This window comes from Cyclobacterium salsum (genome assembly GCF_010119245.1).
GTDB classification, from domain to species: Bacteria; Bacteroidota; Bacteroidia; order Cytophagales; family Cyclobacteriaceae; genus Cyclobacterium; species Cyclobacterium salsum.
On sequence record NZ_WNKG01000003.1, the window covers coordinates 200694 to 220661 of the forward strand.

Consider the following 19968-nt stretch of genomic DNA (forward strand, 5'->3'; position numbering starts at 1 on the left):
TAATGACAATCCAATATAGCAATTCCAATCGTGAAAGGACCAATTATTTACAGAAATGTGGCCTGGGGTAGTTATGAACCAGCCTTTTTTCTTTAACAGGAGAGAAAAAATATTTTCCCTCCTTACTTGAACAAAATATCATGGAAATCATTAAATGAATAAACCCTTGCCCTGAACAAATGCAGCGACCGCTTCCACAGAAAACTTGCCCGGTATGCGGAAGGCCGTTTACCTGGAGAAAAAAATGGGAAAAAAATTGGGAACAAGTCCGTTATTGTTCGGACCGTTGCCGCAATAATCGCTCAAAAGCCCCAGGATAAGCCAAAATGAACATCCAATCGGTTGCTGTCTGCCATCAAACCGGTGAGAATGGACTGGCTGCCGAGAAAGAAGCCTCCATACTGTAGGCCTAATCCACCCGTCAGTCCCGACACCTGATGCTGCATCCAGGGGGAATACACTTCAAGTTTTCCGGCAATGAGCCGGGGGGTCAGCACCAGCAGATCTGAAGAACTTAGCTGGCTGTTGCTGTTTTCATCCTGCATCCTCTTTTGTCCATAAAGGGAAACCTGGAATTGCCTCACTGGGCTAAACTCAACATAGGCGGCCAATAATTGGGGCAACTGTATTCGGTTTTGCGAAATGTCATTGGAAATGGTAAAATAGCCGCTATTAACCAATTGCTGTTCAATTTCCGCCGCCGAACCCTGCAGATTATCGATCCGAAAGGATTCATTTTCCGGAATATTCATGGTATAATTCCGCGTGGTTTGGTTTTCTGTAGTCGTCATCCCTCCGATATTTTTCAGTGACAAACCCAGGTTGACAAAGGGTTTATCTCCCCGCTTCAGCAGGTAATTCAAGCCCAGATCCATAGCAAAACCCTTTGGAGCAAAACCCCTCCATAAATCCGTATCAAAGGCTAGCCCGTTTCCAGTATCCCAGCGATCATCGTAGGATAGATTTAGGTTACCCCGGGCATCTGTCAGCCGGATCTGATCAGGTCCCGACAGCAGCGTAGCCTGAATTTCATACATACCGAAATTGGCATAAGTGCCGGGAAATAAAAGTTTAAAATGTCCTCCTAACGAGAGGGATTGGGTTTCGGTCTCCCAAATCGAGGTCCCGGCCATTAAACCCAATTCCATCCATCCAACGGCATTGATACGTTGATTATAGGGGATGTCTAACAGTGCCTGATTGGTGGTACTGGAGGTACTTTCGCTTACGATGGCATCCCCTAAATCCGGATTAAAATCAATAACATCTATCTTGCCCCTCAGCTGAGAGGTGAATCCAAGGGACCATTTATCAAACCGGAGGCCTACGGAAGGACCTAATACAGCGAAATCAGTACGTAGATTTACCGGATCCGAAACAGATTGAAACAGGTTTTCCCATTGGCCAGGGTCTGAGATGATATCCTGAAAAGAGAGCATGTTGTTATCCATTGCTTCTCCCACTGCAAAAAAGGATACTTCCACTTTTTTGGTGAGATTATTTAACTCCGCAGGATTCATCAATGCATTGATCATGCCTTTACGCTGGCTGTTTTGTATGCCTAAAAAGCTTTCCTGCGCCATGCTGAGGTTCCAGGTAAAAAAAAGGATAAAAGAAAAGGATAGAGTGAATTTCATGACTATTTATTTTAAAAATTTCCAGACATGAAATTAGAAAAATATCGGTTGAATTCTACCCGGCAAACAGGAATATTTCCAGATTTTATTACTTTTAGCAATTGCTTTAGCAAACAAAAGAATATAAGATAATGCGATTTTTCTCCCCTTATTTCATTCTCTCATTTTTACTGGCCTTTGGGGCGGCTACAGCTGCCTATTCTCAAACGAAAGGAAACCTCTGGCTGGCCACTGGTTTGCAGCTCCAGTCGGGCAGGGACCGGGGGTTTTCGCCGATGATCTACAGTGGTAACCGAAGTTTTAGCCTGGCTGCCTTTGGGATTGAATCTCCCCATAAAACAGAGACTTTCCAATTCGAATTTGGTTATGGCCCCTTGACCAACCGCTTTGGGAATTCTTTGAATGCATTATCTGCGGGTTTATTGAATTACACCTTTTATCATAAAGAGTCTCCTGCGGAAAGAGGCCTTCATTGGGGATGGTCCAATCAAAATGTTTTTAACATCCGAAGGCACAATGGCTTTACAAATTATAGCCTGCGGTACGATTATTTTACGGCTATTGGCCCTGCACTGCGCTATACATATCCTTTTGAGTGGAAAGGTCAATCCTTCAAGTGGCAAACCTTGGCGCATTGGCAGGTAGTAGGGTTTCAAATTAAATCGGGCTATATAGGGGCTGACCCTGAAGGCCTATCTGAAGAGAAGACCGGGTTTGGAAATTTACTTCGGGCGGTAGATCCTTTTTTTGCCGGAAAAGAATGGAGTATGGGCCTGGAATCCAGCCTGATATGGACCTTGCCCACCGGCAATAGCCTGGCCATAAGGTACCGGCCTGAAATTTCTTCCCTGGGAGGAGGTCAGCCGGTGCAACGGCTGGGACAAGCAGTTTTGGTAATGGTAACGATACGTTTATGGTAAAGCAAGCACGCTATTTCTGGATTTTGGTCTTTTTTCTGCTTTCATGTGAACAATGGGTGCTTCCCACAGACCCTTCCCCGGATCCTATTGAGGTATTTGATCGTTTATGGGAAGATGTCAATGATAGGTATTCTTTCTTTTCCCACAAGGCAATTGATTGGGAACAGGTAAGGGAAACCTACCGGGCCAGGGTATCGGATGACATGGGCCAATTGGAATTGTATGAGCTATTGGCTGATATGTTATTCGAGCTCCGGGATGGACATGTGAATTTAAGTACCGGTTTTAACCGAAGCCGAAACTGGGACTGGTATCAGGAGTTTCCAGTCAATTACGATGAAAACCTGATCGAACAGGAATATTTAGGTACGGACTATTGGATCAGCGGCCCCTTGCTTCACCAGGTGTTGGATGAAGTGCTGTATGTTAATTACCGTTCTTTTGCTCAGCGGATTTCCGAATCCAACCTTCAGGTAGTAGTAGAAAGAGCCAAAAGAAGCCGGGGTGTCATCATCGATGTTAGAAATAATGGAGGCGGTAATCTGAGCAATGCAGAACTATTGGCATCCGCCTTTGCAGAGGAAGAAATGGAATATGCCCGGCAACGAATTAAATCGGGACCGGGACCGGAGGAGTTCGGCCCCTGGGAACCGATGGTCCTAAATCCCTGGGAGGAAGGAACCTTTACAGGTTTGGTAGTCGTCCTGACCAATCGAAGGTCCTACAGTGCCACCAGTTTTTTTGCTCAGATGATGAAGACACTTCCCAATGCGCTCCTCTTGGGTGATCAAACCGGCGGGGGAGGAGGAACCCCGGTTTTTGGAGAATTGCCAAACGGCTGGACCTACCGGTTTTCAGCAACCCAAACCGTGGACCTGGAAAACCGCCAACTGGAAGATGGGGTTCTGGTGGATTTGAGACTTGACCTGGACCCGGCAGCCATGCAAAGGGGAGAAGATAACCTGATAGAAGCGGCCATTTCGCTGCTTCGGCGATGATTAGGGGCTAGCGGCTTCGGGCCTGTTTTTTTGCTTGAGAAAGGCGATTAAATCAGCGAGATCCTGTCTACTCATATTTTGTTCCAGTCCATCTGGCATCAGGGATGTCCCGGTTGTTTCTATGTTAGCAATCCGGTCGCGGGGCAGGGTTTCGTCGGTTCCAAAAGTTGTTTTTAGGCTCAAAGAATGAGCGGATTCGGCCATGATTCTTCCGGTAAGCTGTTTGCCATCAACCGTTTCCACCTGCACGGTTTGGTAGTCGGGTAGAATTTCATAATTGGGTACCAGTGTATGCAATAAGAGGGCAGAAGCGGGTTGGTTGTTGATACCTGTTAAATCGGGACCTACCTGCCCACCTTCACCCGAATGGCTGTGGCAAACGGAGCAATGGGTCATAAATACCAGTTTACCCTTCAGGCCGTTTCCTTCCATTTCCAATACCCCGCTATATTGTTCATAGACCTGCATCCTGCCGCCTTCTTCCATGGAGTCAAATAGCTTACTTGCTGCTATTCTTACCCGTTCAATTTTAGATTTCATCAGGTTTTGCCGGGTGGTAGAAGGGATGGCTGTGGGGGCTATTTGCCCTGCCTCCAATGCTCTAATGAGCTCCTCTAGTAACAACGGGTCCTGAAGTAACCTATTCAAAACAGCCCCCTTTACCTGAGGCGTATAACTTTTCCATCTTTCAGCTTGAGTAAGTACCTTACCTGCCTGAGAGGGATTTAGTCTCGAAAGAGCCCTCACGGCAGCCAGTTGAATTTCAACTGGCTCATGGGGTACGAGCAGGCCAGCCAGGATCGTTTCAGATGGTCCATTCGGAAAATACCCCAGTAAAGTCGTCGCCTGAACACGCTGATCGAGAGGAAGCGTTTCCAAGGTTACCGTTTCGGATAGTTCAGCTATCCATTCTTCCTGCACCTTTTCAGGTAATGGCAGTGAATTTAAATATGCCTCCGGAGATGTTGGGTTTTTATCCAGCCCTTTAAACATCCCTGCCAGGAAAAATACACCATTTGCGGTGTTTTTTCTTTCCAAATACTCGGAAACCAGCTTTTTGGAATCGGTAAAGGTAAGGGAACCGCCCAGCAGCTCTCCAAGATCACCAAAAAGGGTGTTTAAACCGTTGCTGGGGGATTTTGCTGCCAGGCTGTCCAGGATCGGTAAGAATTCCATCGAATGATCCTTCAGGCCTGAAAGCACCGCGGTTCGTAACCAGGGGTCCGCAGCATCCCGGACGGCTATCTGGGCCAGCGGGAGTAATTTGGAGCTGCCGGGTTGGCCACCTATTACCAGGGCGGCCACAAAGCGGACTCTTGGGTCCGAATCTTCAGCCATCAGAAACAGTTGATTTTGTAGGGGTGATGCCGATAACTGGTGTAGTTGGGCTATTTGGAGGGCCTGCTCCCTGACACCCGGATCTGGGTCTTTCAACGCGGCTATCAGCGCACCTTCCTCCAAAACCGTCAAATGTTGCAATAGCCAGAGCGCCCTGACGCGGGTTTCGGGCAGGGAAGCACCCGTAGCAAGCGATTTTAACTCAGAGCTGATTTCTTTTGGTTTGGATTCCAGTAATAACCTGAATGCCGTTTCCCTGGACCAGGCATCCGTGGCGGTTAAGGCTTGTAGGGTTTCAGGCAGACTTACCGGATCCTTTTTGGGAAAAACGAAATCGAGTTCCTGGTAGTGGAAAGATTGGTTGCTAACCCGGTAAATCCTTCCTTTGTTTTTGCCGCTGGAAAAATCCAATTTCTCCCTGGCCTCCTCCGGCACATAGGAGGGATGATCGATGATTTTCCGGTACATATCGGCCAGATACAGCGCACCGCCCGGCCCATGCGCAAGAAAAACGGGATTAAACCAGGTGTCCGTGGAGGATAGAAATTCCCAGCCATCATGAACCCTGGAAGAAGAGAAACTGGCTCCTTCTTTTTCTAGCTTTTGTCGTTGAATCAGGTTTTGAGCCGGTTCACAGATAAAAGCATTCCCTTGATGCATTTTTGAAAGGCCCATGCTTTGATAAATCAAGGTGCCGCAGGCGGAGGTAAAGGTGCCGTCATGTGAACGGCCCATTAGCTTGGGAATATAGGCTGCCGTGGTCACGGAGGAACTAATGGGGAAAACCAGGGCTTCCGATTCTACCGGAGAAACGTTCTGTATCGTGGTCGTACGTAAAAGATGGGGGTTCTGATCCAGTTGTTTGGTTTCCAGTACGATGTGCTGTAGGGGATGGCGGTTGCTCGTGCCAAATCTTCGGCCAAAGGCATCAAAAGCCAACCCAAACTGGCTCTTTCCACCGGTAAGTTCAACGTCCAAGGTTTCGGGATGAAAGCGGCTGTCCGAGGAGGTGAAGATCAGTGGTTCGGTATCGGGTCGGGAGGGCGCGTAAACCTCTCCTCCCGTTAGGCCTGAGGTAAGGTAAATCCACCCATCCAATCCCAAAATAGGGTGGCTGACGCGGATTTGCGCCGTTCGGCTGGTATCAAATCCCGTCAGGACGATTTCACGAACATCCGCTTTGCCATTTCCATTGGTATCTTTCAGGTAATACAGGTGGGGGGCGCAGGTGACAAACACCCCGCCTTTCCAGGGCAGGATGCCGTTGGGATAGCCAAGATCATCTGCAAATACCGTCCGGTAATCGTATTTACCATCCCCGTCCCGGTCTTCCAGCCGGGCTATTTTGCCCAGGTTTTCGGCTGGGGATCCATCCATCGGATCCGGGTAACCGGTATTCTCGGCCACATACATCACCCCCTTCTCGTCAAAAGCAAATGCAGCCGGGTCGGAAACCAGGGGTTCTGCCGCAACCAAGTCAATTTGTAAGCCAGGTTCCAGTTGGAAAGCCGCCAGGGCGGCTTTGAGTTCGGCAGAATCGGGATACGTGTACAGAAAGGAATTAACGGGGTTTTCCTGCCGTTCAAAAACAGGCTGAAGTTCTTTTTCATTGCTGCGCTTCTGGCAGGAAAAAAAGAGCATGGGTATAAGGATACCAAAAAGAAGGGAGTTAATGCAGCGTAAGATCATCGACATCAGTAAAGGGTAGTGTTATAATTACCGACCTGGTTCCGGGGGCACATTGCCATAATTCCAGGGCTTGCCGCTAAAATGCGGCGCTTTGGGATGCTGGGGAACCGGATCGGGATCCAATTGGCGGATGAGTTCCAGGCTGGAAGCGACGATTTTGGTTCCGGCATTCACCTCCAGATTGCTATACGAAGTCAGGCGGGTTTCATATCCACCACCATCCGGTTCGAAGGCGCTAGCGGTTGGTACGTATCCCACGCAATCGTTTGCCATGGTTACCGGAAAGGTAAACGGAAAGGCACTTTTTGACTTTAGTTCGAGACCCAACTCGCAGAAGAACTCTGCCGGATTGGCTGTCAGTACCGCAGGCCCGATTTGAATGGCTTGCAAGGGGAGTTTATGAACGGGGTTTTGTGTTCCCCAACTGTCCAGCAAGACGGTTTCCTTGGCAAAAATCCATGCGGTCCTGCCAACCTGTTCCGGAGTTTTTTTTACCATTTTCATGGCTTCCCGGACCTCCACGTCGGCGGGCATTCTTCTTTTTAGGGGCAAGATAGTGGCATGGGAGCGAATTTTTAGACGGTCCGATTTGGGAATTTGCAGGAGGGTTTTAACGGCTTCTGCTCCTACGCTGGCTCCCACCAGTCGGGCCCAATCTTCGCCGGAGGGATGAATGTCCGGGTTTCGGTTATTTACCTGCGTTACATCACCACTGGCCCCTTGCAAAAACACAACGACACAATCCTGCCCAAAGGCACCCCGAATCGTTTGCTCCATATAATACACCCAGTTAGCCGAAATTCCACCGGGGTTGGTAGTGGTATGGCAGGCATAATTTACGAGACAGCCGATTAGTTTACCCTCCGAATCCCAGGTCCCGATCACTCCGACTTCCGGGTCTATGGGGCCAGCTACCCGCAAAATGTCAGGGTTCAATTGCCCGGGATGGGTGTAAGTTCTGCCATTTTTCATCAAAAACCTCCTATTAAAGGCTACTTTTTCTGCTACGCCACTTCCAATTCCTATTTTGACTTCCGTAAGCCTATCCAGGGCATGAAGGGCAGTGCTAAGGGTCACTTCCTTTACTACTTCCAAGTAAGCCGGGTCGGCACAGGAGGATTTGTCATAGGCCAACTCCTGAATAAAGGCAGGGGCCTGATCGTATTGTCCCGGTTGGACCATGGCCGTGGGGCCGGAGGAATGCGAGTGCGAAGCAGCGATCAAGATGTCATCGCCCTTAATATTTGCTTTTTCCTGTATATGGTGTTTGATTTCATCCACCCAGGGTTGGTACACGGCCAGGGCATCCATGGAGATAATCAGTGCCTTACCGGAGCCGGACTGAAAGGCGGCAATGCGAACCTTGCAGGGATCGTGAAAGGACTGATGGTACTGCTTGCCATAGTTGCCCGGCTGCTCCATGCCAATTTCCGGAGATATGTCTCCTTCGGCAAAGGCGGCTTTTACGGGGCCATCATCCGTTTCTACTGATTGGGATTGGCTTGCGGCCCAGAGCGGTGGGCTAAATCCCATTGAGGCGGCAGCCAGTGTTGTAGCAACTAGAAATTTCCTCCGGGAGGGGTCAGGTTTCTTTTCCATGTGTTTTAAAGGCTTTGGGTTTGCAACATTTTTCTTTTTTTGAATCCGGGCGGTTGCACACGCTTTTCATGTGTATTTTTGTTTTTAAGATACAGGAAATGATTGGTAATCCCATTTTCTCGATTTTAATTTTACCTCCAGTGCGCTTTCTACCCTCCGCTTGGAGCTAATTTTATCGAATGAAATTATTTGAATTGGCTTGGAAAGCGTATTTTTATTTGAAAAATCAGTGAAGGATGTGCGAAAACCTAAATGATTTACGACTTTTTAATGACCGACTGGACGAGCGTTCCTTGCAGGCCTATTTCAGCCGGGTCGGGTATAGGGGAGATGGAGAGCCAACGCTTGATGCGCTGAAGGAATTGCATTACTTGCATCCTCAGGCCATTCCCTTTGAAAACATCAATCCCTTTTTAGGGATTCCCCTTACCTTGGAATTGCCGGGTTTGCTGCAAAAGTTAGTTTTGGAAGGGAGGGGAGGATATTGTTTTGAACAAAACCTGTTGTTTGGGCAGGTGCTGCATTCCATGGGGTTTCTGGTAAAAGGGCTTTCTGCGCGCGTATTTTGGGAGGTTCCGGATGGACAAATTAAGCCCAGGGACCACATGTTATTATTGGTGCAGGTGGATGGAAGGAAGTACATAGCGGATGTCGGCTTTGGCGGTGCTTCGTTCACGGCTCCTTTATCCCTGGATCAGATGGAGGAGCAGGAAACACCGCTGGAACGCTACCGCCTGCAAAAAAAGGGTGATTTCCATTACCTGGAGATTTGGGTGAAAGAACAGTGGCGACTGTTGTATCGATTTGGGATGGAATCTCAACTACTGCCGGATTACGAGGTAGTGAGCTGGTACTTGTGCACCCACCCCCAATCCTTATTTGTGCAGGAACTGATGGCAGCTCGCTGCATGCCCTGGGGCAGGTACGCCCTGCATAATAACCGCTTTACCATCCACCGAAAAAATGAAGAAAGCCAGAAACGAACCTTAACCAGTCCGAGAGAGTTAAAAGAACTACTGGAAGAACTATTTTTGATTCAGTTACCATCACACGAAAACATGATGGAAAAGCTAAAACAATTGGTCTCGGAAGATTAGGTTATTTTACCAGTTTGGTATTTTTATGAACGCGCACGATCATGGTTAATAAATGCTGGTTTGCCGCTTTCCTTTTGGGAAGCTTTCTTTTAGTGGCAGAAGCGGATGCACAGGGTTTTGTCAAGCGGTATCTGAATTCGATTTTGAATGATACCAGTGATATTTCCCGGCCACAGTTTCTAATGTATCCCACGCTGGCCTATGCGCCCGAGACAAGCTGGGAGATTGGTTTCAGTGCTTTGTACGTCTATTATGCCAATAGAGATACCACCCATCGATTAAGTGAAATCAACGGGTTTACCTTTTTTACCCTTGAAAATCAATACGGTTTGTGGATTGATCATGCCAATTATTCTCCTGGCGATAAATGGTTTTTTTTGGGACGTATACGGCTGCAAAGTTTCCCCTTATTGTATTATGGTATAGGAAGCGAAAGTCCTCCGGATTTCTTGGCCCGGGTAGATGCCAATCAGATTTGGATCAAAGAACGGGTCTTAAAAAAGGTTCGGAAAAATTTGTTTTTTGGTATTGAAATGGATTGGCAGCGGTTAAGTCAGGTTCGCTTTGTGCCCTCCGAATCAATGGAATCAATTGCGCTACCCGCTGGATACCGGGGAAGTTCCAATCTGGGATTAGGACTGGGACTGGTCTACGATGACCGGCACAATGTGCTGAATGTACGAGACGGTTTTTTTTCCGAATTGGCCGTAATGCGGTACAACCCCTTTTGGAAAAGCGAATTTAATTTTACCAGCTTTTTGTCAGACACTCGTTTTTACCGTCCTGTCGGAAAAAGCAACGTATTTGCGGCCCAGGTATTTGGGCAGTTTCAAACAGGAGAAGTTCCTTTCAACCAATTGTCACTGATGGGCGGGGAAAGTCTGATGAGAGGCTATTATACGGGTAGGTACCGGGATCGCAATCAATTGGCCGGACAAGTAGAAATGCGTTTCTTGCCCCTTCCCCTGGGGTTTAGCAAGCGAATCGGAGCGGCTGTTTTTGCAGGGGCAAGTCAGGTTTTTCCCAAGGTGAAAGCCCTAAAATGGGATAATACCGTTTGGTCTGCTGGTGCCGGATTGCGGTTTCTCCTTTTTCCTAAAAAAGATATCTATACACGTCTCGATTTTGCATTTACCGAAGAAGGGAACGGTTTTTACCTTTTTATCGGGGAGTCTTTCTGAGGCCCCTTCAAATTTACCAGGCCAGCGATTATTGCTGGCGCAGGCGTTTTTATTAATTTTGACTTAGTAGACTGTAATCAGGCTTGAAGTCGATCAGATGAATTCTCGGAGCGTTTTTTTTTTCATCCTTCTCCGGTAATTTTCCCACTTTCCAGTTAGCCGGTTTTTGATATTTCGCCTCATGTTTAAATTCTTCAAACGTTTCAGGATCATCTTCCGCCGATCTAACCGCCTTGATGATGAATAAAAGTCCCAAGCTGATTCCTACTGCCACAGATATTAAAATGTACGTTTCCATAGTTTCCGATCATTAAAAAAGCTTTTCTCTAAAGAACGCCGGTTATCAGGTTCTTTTTAGATTTTTAGGTTCCGAATTATTGATTAACATTTCAAAATTAATAAAATTTAATTACAATTATTAATAAAAAATACTTGTTTTTATGATTAAATTTTTGTAAATATAAAATAGTATTTTGTTGTATTATTTTTGTATTTCGTGTTTGTCCTGGTGATTGTACCGTAGTGGGTCTCCGCTAAATCCTATAAAAGAAGGTATTTAGTGCCTATTTATGCCTATTCTGCTTGATTTTATCAGGAATTCACTTGGGCTGCAGGTGTTTTCTGTTTACTTTTAATCAATAGGATTATTTAATTATTTTACTAATTCCAATTTTATGTTTGTTTTGAATCGATTTTCCTGTCCTTTATTTTTTATTTTCCTGCTAACGCTATCGGTGACCATTTTTGCGCAGGAAATCCACGTTTCCCCTCAGGGAACGGATTCCGGACCGGGCAGCCAGGGCCAACCCCTGAAATCCATGGAGGGTGCAAAGCAGTTTATCCGTAAGCTGAAAGCGGAAGGGAAGTTTACCCAAAACATCCAGGTGATTTTTCACCCGGGTGACTATTTTATATCCTCCCCGGTTCACTTCGGAATGGCGGACAGCGGCACGGAGGCCCATTCGATTACCTACCGGGCCGCAGAAGGCGCAGCCGTGAATTTCATTGGGTCCAGGCAGGTTAGCGGGTTTGAGTCCATTGGAAACGGGATCTATCGGGCTGATGTGAGCGGAAAGGATTTTGAGCAATTGTACGTCAATGGTAAGCGGGCTACCCGGGCAAGAACCCCTAACAAGGGAGCGTTTTTTGAAGTCAAATCTGTAAAGGAGACCCTCTTTGACGGGGAAGAAGAGCGGGTTCCGGCTTTTGCCATTCAGGAAATCACCATTGATTCCCTGGAAGCAAGCAAACTCCAGCTCGACACAAAGCCCTTGAAAGCCCTTGCTGTTTTTTACCACAAATGGGACAATACCCGAAAATACATCCAACATTACAATCCGACTAGCCATCAATTCTGGATCAGCGGTGGGGGCATGAAGCCCTGGAATCCCATTAATGAAGCAGCGAGGTATTATGTGGAAAATATGAAATCAGCGCTGGATGCTCCCGGAGAGTGGTTTCTGGATCCCGATGGCTCCTTATATTACATCCCCGAAGAAGGAGAGACCATGGAAACCGCGGAGGTATTTGCTCCAGTCACGGAACAATTACTGGTAATTTCGGGTAATTCTCAGGAAGAAAAGGTTCGTAACCTACACTTTGAGGGATTACGTTTTTTATATACCGGCTACCGTACCCCGATTTCCGGAAATGAGCCGGCACAGGCAGCCGCTCCAATACCCGCCGTAGTCATGGTTGACTGGGCTGATCGGGTACACTTTCGAAAATTCGAAATTGCCCACACGGGAATAGGCGCCATCTGGTTGAGAAATGGGGTAACTAATAGTATCCTACAACAAAATTACCTGCACGACCTGGGCGCTGGGGGGGTTAAGATCGGTCCCCTGGCTGCTGGCAATTCGGAGGATCTGGAGCAAAAACTAGCTGGATTTAACCGGGTGGAAAACAACATTATTAGGGATGGAGGCTGGGTTTTTCCCTGTGCGGTCGGAGCCATGCTATTTCATGCCCATGACAACGAACTAACCCATAATGAAATAGCTAATTTCAGGTATTCGGGTGTTTCTGTCGGTTGGGTATGGGGGTACGACCAAAGTTTTTCCAAACGGAACAGCATCAAATTCAACCACATTCACCATTTAGGTTGGGGTGATTTGAGTGATATGGGTGGGGTCTACACGCTCGGAAAGTCGGAAGGAACGGAAGTAAGCCACAATCACATTCACCATGTTTATTCAATGACCTATGGGGGATGGGGCTTGTATACGGACGAAGGCTCTACCGGAATCCTTATGGAAAATAATTTGGTTTATGCATGTAAAAACGCTGGTTTTCATCAGCATTATGGAAAGGAAAACCGGATTCAAAACAATATTTTTGCCTATAACCGGCTTTCACAGCTACAAGCCACCCGGGTAGAACCGCATACCTCTTTTACCTTTAAAAACAATATCATTTTGTACAAGCAGGGCACTTTGCTTTCCAGTAATTGGGACAAAATCAACCTAATCTCCGACCATAATTTGTATTGGGATGAGCGTGGAAGGGAGCCGAAATTTGGGGACATGGACTGGAAGGAATGGCAGCAAAAAGGAAATGACCGGCATGGTATCATCCGAAATCCCGGTTTCCGGGATGCCGGGAATTTTGATTTTTCCTTCGTCGATCTTTCAGCTGCGGAGTGGATAGGTTTTGAGCCCTTTGACCCGAATAGGGCAGGGGTCTATGGAGAGGATGATTGGGTCAGGCTGGCCGCTTTTGATCCGGAGTTAAAGAGAAAATTCGATGCGCTGGTAGAGGAGCTTTCAAAAAAGGAAACCAGGGACTGATAATGGTTCGTCTCTTGGCTGGGACTTTCGGTTTTTTTTTGTTATTTGTACCTGCTTTAAAGAAAGGTGAATTCGGATGTCCCTACGTTGTCAGCCCTATTTATCTTATGCTTCTTTCCGGAATCCAAAATTGCTGCATCACAAATCATTTAATCAATAACTCAAAAAAATGAACAAGAAAAAAAAGAACCTACTCTCCAGACGGAAGTTTATGGGTACGGGCCTACTGGGAGCTGCCGGAATCGGAGTATTGCCCCAAAGTGGATTTGGGAAGGCACCTCAGATCAGGAAAGCTGCTGCCGGGACCCTTCGTTTGGGATTTATCGGACTGGGCAGGCAGGCCAATGGCTTGTTAAACAGCTTTATTTCCATGCCAGATATCGAAGTGATCGCTGGTTGTGATGTCTATGGGGCAAAACGGCAACGATTTTTGAACCGCACGGCAGCTTACTATCAGGAGCATAACCAGCAGGTGGACGTAAAAGTATACGAAAACTACCACGATCTGCTAGCCAGAAACGACGTAGATGCGGTAGTCATTGCCACTCCGGATCATTGGCATGCACTGATAGCCATCGATGCCTGCAAAGCAGGAAAGGATATTTACCTGGAGAAGCCGCTAACCTTTACGATTAAGGAAGGCCAGGAACTCGTGAAAGCTGTCCGCTCCAATAATACTGTGTTGGCTACGGGCAGCATGCAGCGCTCCTACGCCAACTTCCAACATGCGGTCACCATGGTTCAAAAGGGACGCATTGGTCCGGTCAGTAAGGTTTTTGCCTGCGTAGGAGGGCCTCCAAAACCCTTTGACTTGCCTAAGGAAACCATTCCTGAGGATTTGAACTGGGATCTTTGGCAAGGTCCCTTGGATGCTTCCATTCATTTTAATAACGAGCTAAATCCTCCCATATCCCTAAATCCTCCTGAAAATGAGAAAGTGTGGGGAGGCTGGCGCTGGTACAAGGAAACCGGTGGCGGATTGACAACCGACTGGGGAGCGCACATGTTTGATATCGCCCAATGGGCCCTTGGAATGGACCGGAAGGGGCCGGTGGAGATCATTCCTGCCGGATATCAGGATACCGAACACCTGACTTTCAAGTATGCCAATGGGGTGACGGTAACGGAGCAGCCTTTTGATGAAAATGAAACCAGGGGTTGCAAGTTTTTTGGTAGGGATGGCTGGATAGAGGTTTCCCGATCCCACTATGAAGCGTCCGATCCTTCCTTGTATCCGGTACTGGAAGACGGTGAAAGCCTTCAGGGGGGCGGCGGAGGCGCTCATCACGTTGATTTTATCGAGTCCGTTCGGCGAAGAAAAGATCCCATCGCCCCGGTAGAAATAGGCCACAGCACTTGCGTGACTTGTACCTTAGGGAATATCGCCTATGATTTGGGAAGACCGCTGAACTGGGACCCCGAAAAGGAGCAGTTTGTTAATGATGCTGAGGCGGAAAAATACCTGCACCGGCCCTATAGGACTGGATACAGGTTGTAATGCAGAAAAAGCGGTATCTAAATGATGCCGCTTTTTTTATCGCTAGTTTAAATGGAGTGTCTGGGGACCAAACTCTTCAAAAAAGATGGATTCCTTTGGAATACCCATTTCCAGTAGGGTAGCGTGCTGGGCTTTTATAAACCCAGCCGGTCCGCAAATATAAAATCTGCTGTCTTCCCGAAGCGAAGGTAATTTTTCCAAATCCATGGGACCTGCATGAATGCCTTCTCTTTTATCTTGCGTGTCAAGCTGATCGTAAAAAACATGTTTCTCAATCAGGGAATGGCTGGCGGCAAGTTGCTGCACTGGTTCCCTAAAAGCATGAACCGATTTGTTTCTGCAGGCATGCACCCAGGTAAGGGGATGGGTTTATTTTTTCCGTGGCACCCCGCTGATCGCTTGTGCATTCCAGGGATCGTCCGGCCAGTGGTGCTTGGGGTAGCGGCGTTTCAGTTCTTTTTTAACTTCGTGGTAGGTCTTATTCCAGAAATTTTCCAGGTCTTGGGTCACCTGAACGGGTTTAAAGCCGGGGGACAGCAAGTGGATCAACACCGGCACTTTTCCCTCATTGATACAAGGGGTTTGACTCCAGCCAAACAACTCTTGCAACCTGGCTGCCAGCACCGGCGGTTCTCCTGAAGAGGCATAATCGATTTTAACCCGGGATCCACTAGGGAGCTGCAGGTGCTCGGGTGCCAGTTGGTCCAATTCCTGCTGTTGTGCAAAACTCAGGCTGTGGTGGAGAATTTCCAATAGGGGGAGTTTTTTCAGGTCCTCCCCTGATTTTACTCCTTGCAGGTAAGGAGCTAGCCAGGGTTTGGGGTTGGAAAGAAGTTGCTCCGTTCGGGCATCCGGCCAGCCCGCCTCCGGGTTCCAGTTTCGCAGGTTTAGCACCCTGTTTTGCCATTGGCCAACCTTCTTATCAAATGGAAGAAATCTTTCTCCAAGTTGGCTAATCGTTTCCAACAGTACCTGCATCACCTTCTCTGGATCGGGAGTCGGCAGATTTTTTTTCTGTAAGCGTATCTGACCTATTTTCCATTCTTCAACTGCCAGCACCGATTCTTCCTGCGCATCCCAATAAATTCTAGGTACTATCCGTACCATGGGGCGCAGGTCAGTCGGGGAAAGTGGTGCCGCTAAAAAAATCCGCCCTGATTTATCTCCTTCATTCACATGAGCAATCGCTATCCAGGGTTCACGTGCCAAATCGTCCTTTCTGTCCATAGAAGCCATGCGCCCATTGGCCAACTGAAATAGCGCCTGGTTTCCCGGTCTGGCGGAGGCGATTCTCTCGGGAAAGGCCTGGGCCAGCAACATTCCCGTTTGGTAGGGATCCACCGGTCCGTTTTCTGCCTGTATGCCTAGCAGCTTTCGGAAGGATTGAGCCGCTTTTTCAATCTTTACAAATTCTTTTGGACCCTTTTTGGCCAGCCGAAACCTCCGTAAGCCCTCTATGCGCAAGTTGATGTCCACTCCCATAGCAGCGGGTAAGGGATCTTTTTCTTCAAGTACTGCGGCCAGGTCGGTCGCCAGGGATTCCAGGTTCAGATCCTTGCTGTAGACCAATAGGTGGGCAATTCTGGGATGGCTGGGAAAAGCATGGAGGGCCTGGCCGTGGGCCGTGATTTTACCAGCATCCAATGCTCCCAGGTGTTCCAGCAAGGTAACCGCCTCTTCCCAATGGCCCTGCGGCGGCGGGGTAACCCAGCTCAATTCCCCGGGATCGGAAATGCCCCATTTATGCAGTTCCAGGGCCAGTGAAGCCAGGTCGGCCTGCAGCATTTCAGGCTCTCGAAAGGGAAGCAGCTTGTCCTGGCTTGCTTTTGTCCAGAGCCGGTAGCATACCCCCGGTCCCAGTCGACCGGCTCTTCCGGACCGTTGGGTGGCCGTATCCTGGGTGACCGGAAGGGTGACAAGCCGATTCAGTCCGGTATTGGGATTATATTGGGAACTACGCATGAAACCACCATCCACCACGATCTGGATGCCTTCGATGGTGAGGCTGGTCTCTGCGATGGCCGTTGCCAGTACCATTTTTCGTTTACCCTTCGGATGGGGCAGAAGGGCAGCCTGCTGCTTGCCAAAGGGCATTTGCCCATAGAGGCTGTAAACGGCCATCTCAGGGTATCGATCCCGGAGTATTTTTTCGGTTTTCTTAATTTCCCCCTGCCCGGGAAGAAAAGCAAGCACGTCTCCTGCATGTTCCGTAAGGGCCTTTCCAATGACCGAACTGATGGTTTCCGGTAGGGAATACAGGTCGGTACCGGCTCCGTAATGCAAGTCAACCGGGTATTGCTTTCCCTGGCTTTCTACCAGGGGAATATGCAATTGATCGGCTAAAAGGCGGCTGTCCAGCGTGGCAGACATGATTAATAACCGGAGGTCTTGCCGGAGAAACTCCCGGACCTCCATTCCCAGGGCCAGCCCGAGATCGGCATGTAGGCTCCTTTCGTGAAATTCATCAAAGATGACCAGTCCCACACCCGTGAGGGCATTATCCTGTTGCATCATTCGCGTGAGAATACCTTCGGTGATGACTTCGATTTGGGTGTTTTGTCCGACGCAGGTATCAAACCGGACCCGATAACCTACTCTTTCTCCGAGGGGTTCGCCCAGCAATTGAGCCATGCGTTGGGCAATACTTTTTGCCGCCAACTTGCGTGGTTCCAGTAGTAATATCTTTTGGTCCCGCAACCAGGGTTCCTCTAGCAAGGTTAGCGGTAAAAGGGTGCTTTTACCAGCCCCGGGAGGGGCATGCAGCATCAGGAAAGGGTCTTGTTTGAGCAATTGCTTCAGCCGCGGAATAACCTCCAGAATGGGTAATTGGGGAAATGGCTTCACCGTATTCAGGGAATGATTGTATCGTTAAAAAAGTAACCAAGCAGCCGGGGTTCAGAAACCGGCTGCTTGATTGGAAAATTACTCTATGGACGCTTTGGCCTGCCCGTATTCCCACATGACAGCCATGCCATCATCGTGGATTTCGTAAGTCAGGTTTTCCATTAGGGATTGTGTTTCACTGGAGGGAACGCTTACCCGAAGGGCATCCTGACTTTCGTCGTATTGGGTTCCCCACTGACCGGTTTGTTTATTGAAGATAAAGGTGCTGTTGGTTTCACCCGGAATGATAAAGAAGCTGTATTTTCCGGCAGGGAGCGTTTGGCCTTCCACCTTTATATCTTTGCTGGTTTCAAAAATCGTGGCTTCGTTTGCACCTGCTCGCCAAACTTTTCCCAGGGGAACCAATCCTCCGAAAATTTCACGCCCTTTTACGGCAGGACTGCTGTAATTGACCGTAATGGTGGCTCCGTTAACGGTTCCTTCGGCTGTTTTTGGAGGGCTTGCCCGTTCCTGGGAATGAGATAAAAAGATGACCGACATCATCAGCATTCCTGACAGTCCCAGCATTTTAATGGTTGATGTTTTCATTTTGGTTTTGGTTTTGGTTAAGATTTGCTATAAATAACGGGTTAGGAGAAACAATGGTTGACATTCTACCCTTTATATTTTTACCCAGGCCTGTTTTTTATGGCTTTCGATGATGCGTTCACAGATCAGCAATTCCCTGTAACCATCCTCAAAAGTAGGATAGCTTGGTTTTTCGGGTTGTTTGCCTTCGCTAATCGCTGCATATACCTCTTTAAACATCTGCTTGGAAGTATCCGGGAATCCTTCGTTATGGCCGCCGGGGAAACCAATCAATTTAGCCGCCTCGGGAGTAAAAAGGGAAGGGTCTTTCATCAACTGCTGATTGGCCGTTTCTCTCTTACCGATCCAGAGCTCGTTTGGTTTTTCACTGCACCATTCAAAATTGGCCTTGGAGCCAGCAATTTCAATATTGAGTCTGTTTTTCCTTCCGGCGTTTACCTGGCTGACCGTTACAGATCCTTTGTTACCATTATCAAAACGCAGCATTACTGTAGCATGGTCTTCGGTATTGATGGGAACCTCCTCGTAATCCGACTCCTGCAACATTTTCCCACTGTAGGTTTCGATGGCTTTAAGTGGCTTTAGCCGCGTTTTGTGCACGGTAGAAAAATCCGCCATTACTTCCGTTACCTTCAATCCGGTTACGTATTCGGTCAGGTCCAGTAGGTGGGATCCGATATCTGCGATGGCCCGGGAATCACCGGACTTGTCTGGTTCCAGTCTCCAATTGTAGTCGGTTTGTAAAAATAGCCAATCTTGTAAATAGGATCCCATGATGGTGTAAATGTCTCCCAGTTCTCCGCTTTCCCGCATGGTTTTCATCTGACGGACCATGGGGTAATAGCGTAGGTTAAAGTGTACCGCATTGACCAGCCCTGTTTTTTTTGCCAGCGCGACGAGTTCCTCTGCCTCATCAATTTTTGTGGCCAGGGGTTTTTCGCAGACCACATGTTTGCCGGCTTCCAGCACTGCCTTGGATTGGGCATAATGGAGGAAATTTGGGGTACAAATATGGACCGCCTGAATCGAGGAATCTTTGAGCATGTCCTCAAATACCATGGCTTTCTCGATGCCCAATTGGGCTGCCTTGGCCTTGGCCAGCTCCTCGTTGACTTCGCAAAGGGCAGCCACTTCAATGCTAGGGTTTCTTCTCAGGGCTTCAATATGGGCAGGACCAATGAATCCGGTGCCGACCACCGCTACGTTAATTTTTTCCATGATGTTAGGTTTATTTTAAAAGATTAGCCTTAAAGATAGAAGGTACTTTTGTATTTTTCAATGGTAATTTCCTTTTCTACTGGTTGTGCCTGCAAGCAGGAGGGAGAACTTGTTGGATTGGGTATTGGTTTTCAGGACCTGCTGCTCCCTTCGACAGGCTCATTTATTGATGATGTGATAATGTGATGATTTGATGATGTGGTGATTTGATTTTCTGAATTCGATTCCCGCCCCAGCACCCGCGGCAGTCTGTCGGAAGACGTAAACATCCGGCGTATTTAAATGCCCTTTTTCGTGATCCTTACGCGCACGCTCCGGTTCAGATTGCTTCGCTGGCGCTACCGATGACGCGGTGCGCGCACCGGAAACGTAACCCGTCACTGCGAGAATTAACATTTTAAAAAACGCAGAAATCGGGATGACGATGTGGATTTTTAATATATTGATTTTCAGCGATTTGATAAATACGTCATCGGTAGGGTGCTGATCTAGCCCCATTGGGATTTCGATTTCAGCCCCGGCACCCGCGGCAGTCTGTCGGAGGACGTAAACATCCGGCGTATTTAAATGCC

General features: G+C 48.1%; 15 protein-coding genes and 1 pseudogene. 7 read left to right on the forward strand and 9 right to left on the reverse strand.

What is annotated here, in order from left to right:
• The first annotated feature begins 179 nt into the window (after window positions 1-179).
• Entirely contained in the window at window positions 180-320 is a 141-nt protein-coding gene (locus GJS45_RS06245; RefSeq protein ID WP_162340616.1) for a DUF2256 domain-containing protein, read from the forward strand.
• Here GJS45_RS06245 and GJS45_RS06250 read toward each other — a convergent pair.
• The gene (locus GJS45_RS06250; RefSeq protein ID WP_162340617.1) at window positions 303-1637 is read right to left on the reverse strand and encodes a hypothetical protein; all 1335 of its coding nucleotides are present in this window, start codon (window positions 1635-1637) and stop codon (window positions 303-305) included. The two genes, GJS45_RS06245 and GJS45_RS06250, sit on opposite strands and share 18 nt — an antisense overlap.
• A 131-nt stretch (window positions 1638-1768) precedes the next feature.
• On the opposite strand from GJS45_RS06250, the gene GJS45_RS06255 reads away from it, so the two are divergent.
• Together GJS45_RS06255 and GJS45_RS06260 are read left to right on the forward strand one after the other, a co-directional pair.
• On the forward strand, window positions 1769-2557 hold the full coding sequence (locus GJS45_RS06255; RefSeq protein WP_162340618.1) for a hypothetical protein: 789 nt from the start codon (window positions 1769-1771) through the stop codon (window positions 2555-2557).
• Window positions 2551-3555, forward strand: coding sequence for a S41 family peptidase (locus GJS45_RS06260; protein WP_162340619.1), 1005 nt, complete (start codon window positions 2551-2553; stop codon window positions 3553-3555). Before GJS45_RS06255 ends, GJS45_RS06260 begins: the two co-directional genes overlap by 7 nt.
• Here GJS45_RS06260 and GJS45_RS06265 read toward each other — a convergent pair whose 3' ends face one another.
• On the reverse strand, window positions 3556-6588 hold the full coding sequence (locus GJS45_RS06265; RefSeq protein WP_162340620.1) for a PVC-type heme-binding CxxCH protein: 3033 nt from the start codon (window positions 6586-6588) through the stop codon (window positions 3556-3558).
• Window positions 6589-6609: 21 nt separating this feature from the next.
• Window positions 6610-8181, reverse strand: coding sequence for a twin-arginine translocation signal domain-containing protein (locus GJS45_RS06270; protein WP_162340621.1), 1572 nt, complete (start codon window positions 8179-8181; stop codon window positions 6610-6612).
• 236 nt (window positions 8182-8417) lie between these two features.
• Here GJS45_RS06270 and GJS45_RS06275 point away from each other — a divergent pair, with 236 nt between their 5' ends.
• On the forward strand, window positions 8418-9278 hold the full coding sequence (locus tag GJS45_RS06275; RefSeq protein ID WP_162340622.1) for an arylamine N-acetyltransferase family protein: 861 nt from the start codon (window positions 8418-8420) through the stop codon (window positions 9276-9278).
• Window positions 9279-9319: 41 nt separating this feature from the next.
• The gene (locus GJS45_RS06280; protein ID WP_162340623.1) at window positions 9320-10459 is read left to right on the forward strand and encodes a BamA/TamA family outer membrane protein; all 1140 of its coding nucleotides are present in this window, start codon (window positions 9320-9322) and stop codon (window positions 10457-10459) included.
• A 52-nt stretch (window positions 10460-10511) separates the two neighbouring features.
• Here GJS45_RS06280 and GJS45_RS06285 read toward each other — a convergent pair whose 3' ends face one another.
• Complete coding sequence (locus GJS45_RS06285) at window positions 10512-10757, reverse strand: hypothetical protein (RefSeq protein WP_162340624.1); 246 nt, start codon at window positions 10755-10757, stop codon at window positions 10512-10514.
• A 376-nt stretch (window positions 10758-11133) separates the two neighbouring features.
• Here GJS45_RS06285 and GJS45_RS06290 point away from each other — a divergent pair, with 376 nt between their 5' ends.
• Window positions 11134-13248 carry a right-handed parallel beta-helix repeat-containing protein gene (locus tag GJS45_RS06290; protein ID WP_162340625.1) on the forward strand — a complete coding sequence of 705 codons (2115 nt, stop codon included), beginning with the start codon at window positions 11134-11136 and terminating at the stop codon, window positions 13246-13248.
• 169 nt (window positions 13249-13417) lie between these two features.
• Window positions 13418-14746 carry a Gfo/Idh/MocA family protein gene (locus tag GJS45_RS06295; RefSeq protein WP_162340626.1) on the forward strand — a complete coding sequence of 443 codons (1329 nt, stop codon included), beginning with the start codon at window positions 13418-13420 and terminating at the stop codon, window positions 14744-14746.
• A gap of 42 nt (window positions 14747-14788) precedes the next feature.
• Here GJS45_RS06295 and GJS45_RS06300 read toward each other — a convergent pair.
• The 5 genes and pseudogenes from GJS45_RS06300 to GJS45_RS06320 all read right to left on the reverse strand — a co-directional run.
• A pseudogene (locus tag GJS45_RS06300) lies at window positions 14789-15100 on the reverse strand (nitric oxide dioxygenase); the annotation flags it as partial.
• A 15-nt stretch (window positions 15101-15115) separates the two neighbouring features.
• Window positions 15116-17590 (reverse strand): ATP-dependent helicase HrpB, encoded by a 2475-nt coding sequence (hrpB, locus tag GJS45_RS06305; RefSeq protein ID WP_162340628.1) that lies wholly within the window; start codon window positions 17588-17590, stop codon window positions 15116-15118.
• Window positions 17591-17668: 78 nt separating this feature from the next.
• A complete protein-coding gene (locus tag GJS45_RS06310; RefSeq protein ID WP_162340629.1) occupies window positions 17669-18178 on the reverse strand; it encodes a DUF2911 domain-containing protein in 510 nt (169 codons plus the stop codon).
• Between the two features lie 72 nt (window positions 18179-18250).
• Window positions 18251-19396, reverse strand: coding sequence for a Gfo/Idh/MocA family protein (locus GJS45_RS06315; protein ID WP_162340630.1), 1146 nt, complete (start codon window positions 19394-19396; stop codon window positions 18251-18253).
• A 159-nt stretch (window positions 19397-19555) separates the two neighbouring features.
• The gene (locus GJS45_RS06320; RefSeq protein WP_162340631.1) at window positions 19556-19894 is read right to left on the reverse strand and encodes a hypothetical protein; all 339 of its coding nucleotides are present in this window, start codon (window positions 19892-19894) and stop codon (window positions 19556-19558) included.
• Window positions 19895-19968: the final 74 nt, after the last annotated feature.

Excerpts from the sequence above, each read along its gene's own strand:
- GJS45_RS06245 (WP_162340616.1), top strand. The coding sequence starts at position 180 with ATGCAGCGACCGCTTCCACAGAAAACTTGCCCGGTATGCGGAAGGCCG.
- GJS45_RS06250 (WP_162340617.1), bottom strand. The coding sequence starts at position 1,637 with ATGAAATTCACTCTATCCTTTTCTTTTATCCTTTTTTTTACCTGGAAC.
- GJS45_RS06255 (WP_162340618.1), top strand. The coding sequence starts at position 1,769 with ATGCGATTTTTCTCCCCTTATTTCATTCTCTCATTTTTACTGGCCTTT.
- GJS45_RS06260 (WP_162340619.1), top strand. The coding sequence starts at position 2,551 with ATGGTAAAGCAAGCACGCTATTTCTGGATTTTGGTCTTTTTTCTGCTT.
- GJS45_RS06265 (WP_162340620.1), bottom strand. The coding sequence starts at position 6,588 with ATGTCGATGATCTTACGCTGCATTAACTCCCTTCTTTTTGGTATCCTT.
- GJS45_RS06270 (WP_162340621.1), bottom strand. The coding sequence starts at position 8,181 with ATGGAAAAGAAACCTGACCCCTCCCGGAGGAAATTTCTAGTTGCTACA.
- GJS45_RS06275 (WP_162340622.1), top strand. The coding sequence starts at position 8,418 with ATGTGCGAAAACCTAAATGATTTACGACTTTTTAATGACCGACTGGAC.
- GJS45_RS06280 (WP_162340623.1), top strand. The coding sequence starts at position 9,320 with ATGGTTAATAAATGCTGGTTTGCCGCTTTCCTTTTGGGAAGCTTTCTT.
- GJS45_RS06285 (WP_162340624.1), bottom strand. The coding sequence starts at position 10,757 with ATGGAAACGTACATTTTAATATCTGTGGCAGTAGGAATCAGCTTGGGA.
- GJS45_RS06290 (WP_162340625.1), top strand. The coding sequence starts at position 11,134 with ATGTTTGTTTTGAATCGATTTTCCTGTCCTTTATTTTTTATTTTCCTG.
- GJS45_RS06295 (WP_162340626.1), top strand. The coding sequence starts at position 13,418 with ATGAACAAGAAAAAAAAGAACCTACTCTCCAGACGGAAGTTTATGGGT.
- GJS45_RS06310 (WP_162340629.1), bottom strand. The coding sequence starts at position 18,178 with ATGAAAACATCAACCATTAAAATGCTGGGACTGTCAGGAATGCTGATG.
- GJS45_RS06315 (WP_162340630.1), bottom strand. The coding sequence starts at position 19,396 with ATGGAAAAAATTAACGTAGCGGTGGTCGGCACCGGATTCATTGGTCCT.
- GJS45_RS06320 (WP_162340631.1), bottom strand. The coding sequence starts at position 19,894 with ATGGGGCTAGATCAGCACCCTACCGATGACGTATTTATCAAATCGCTG.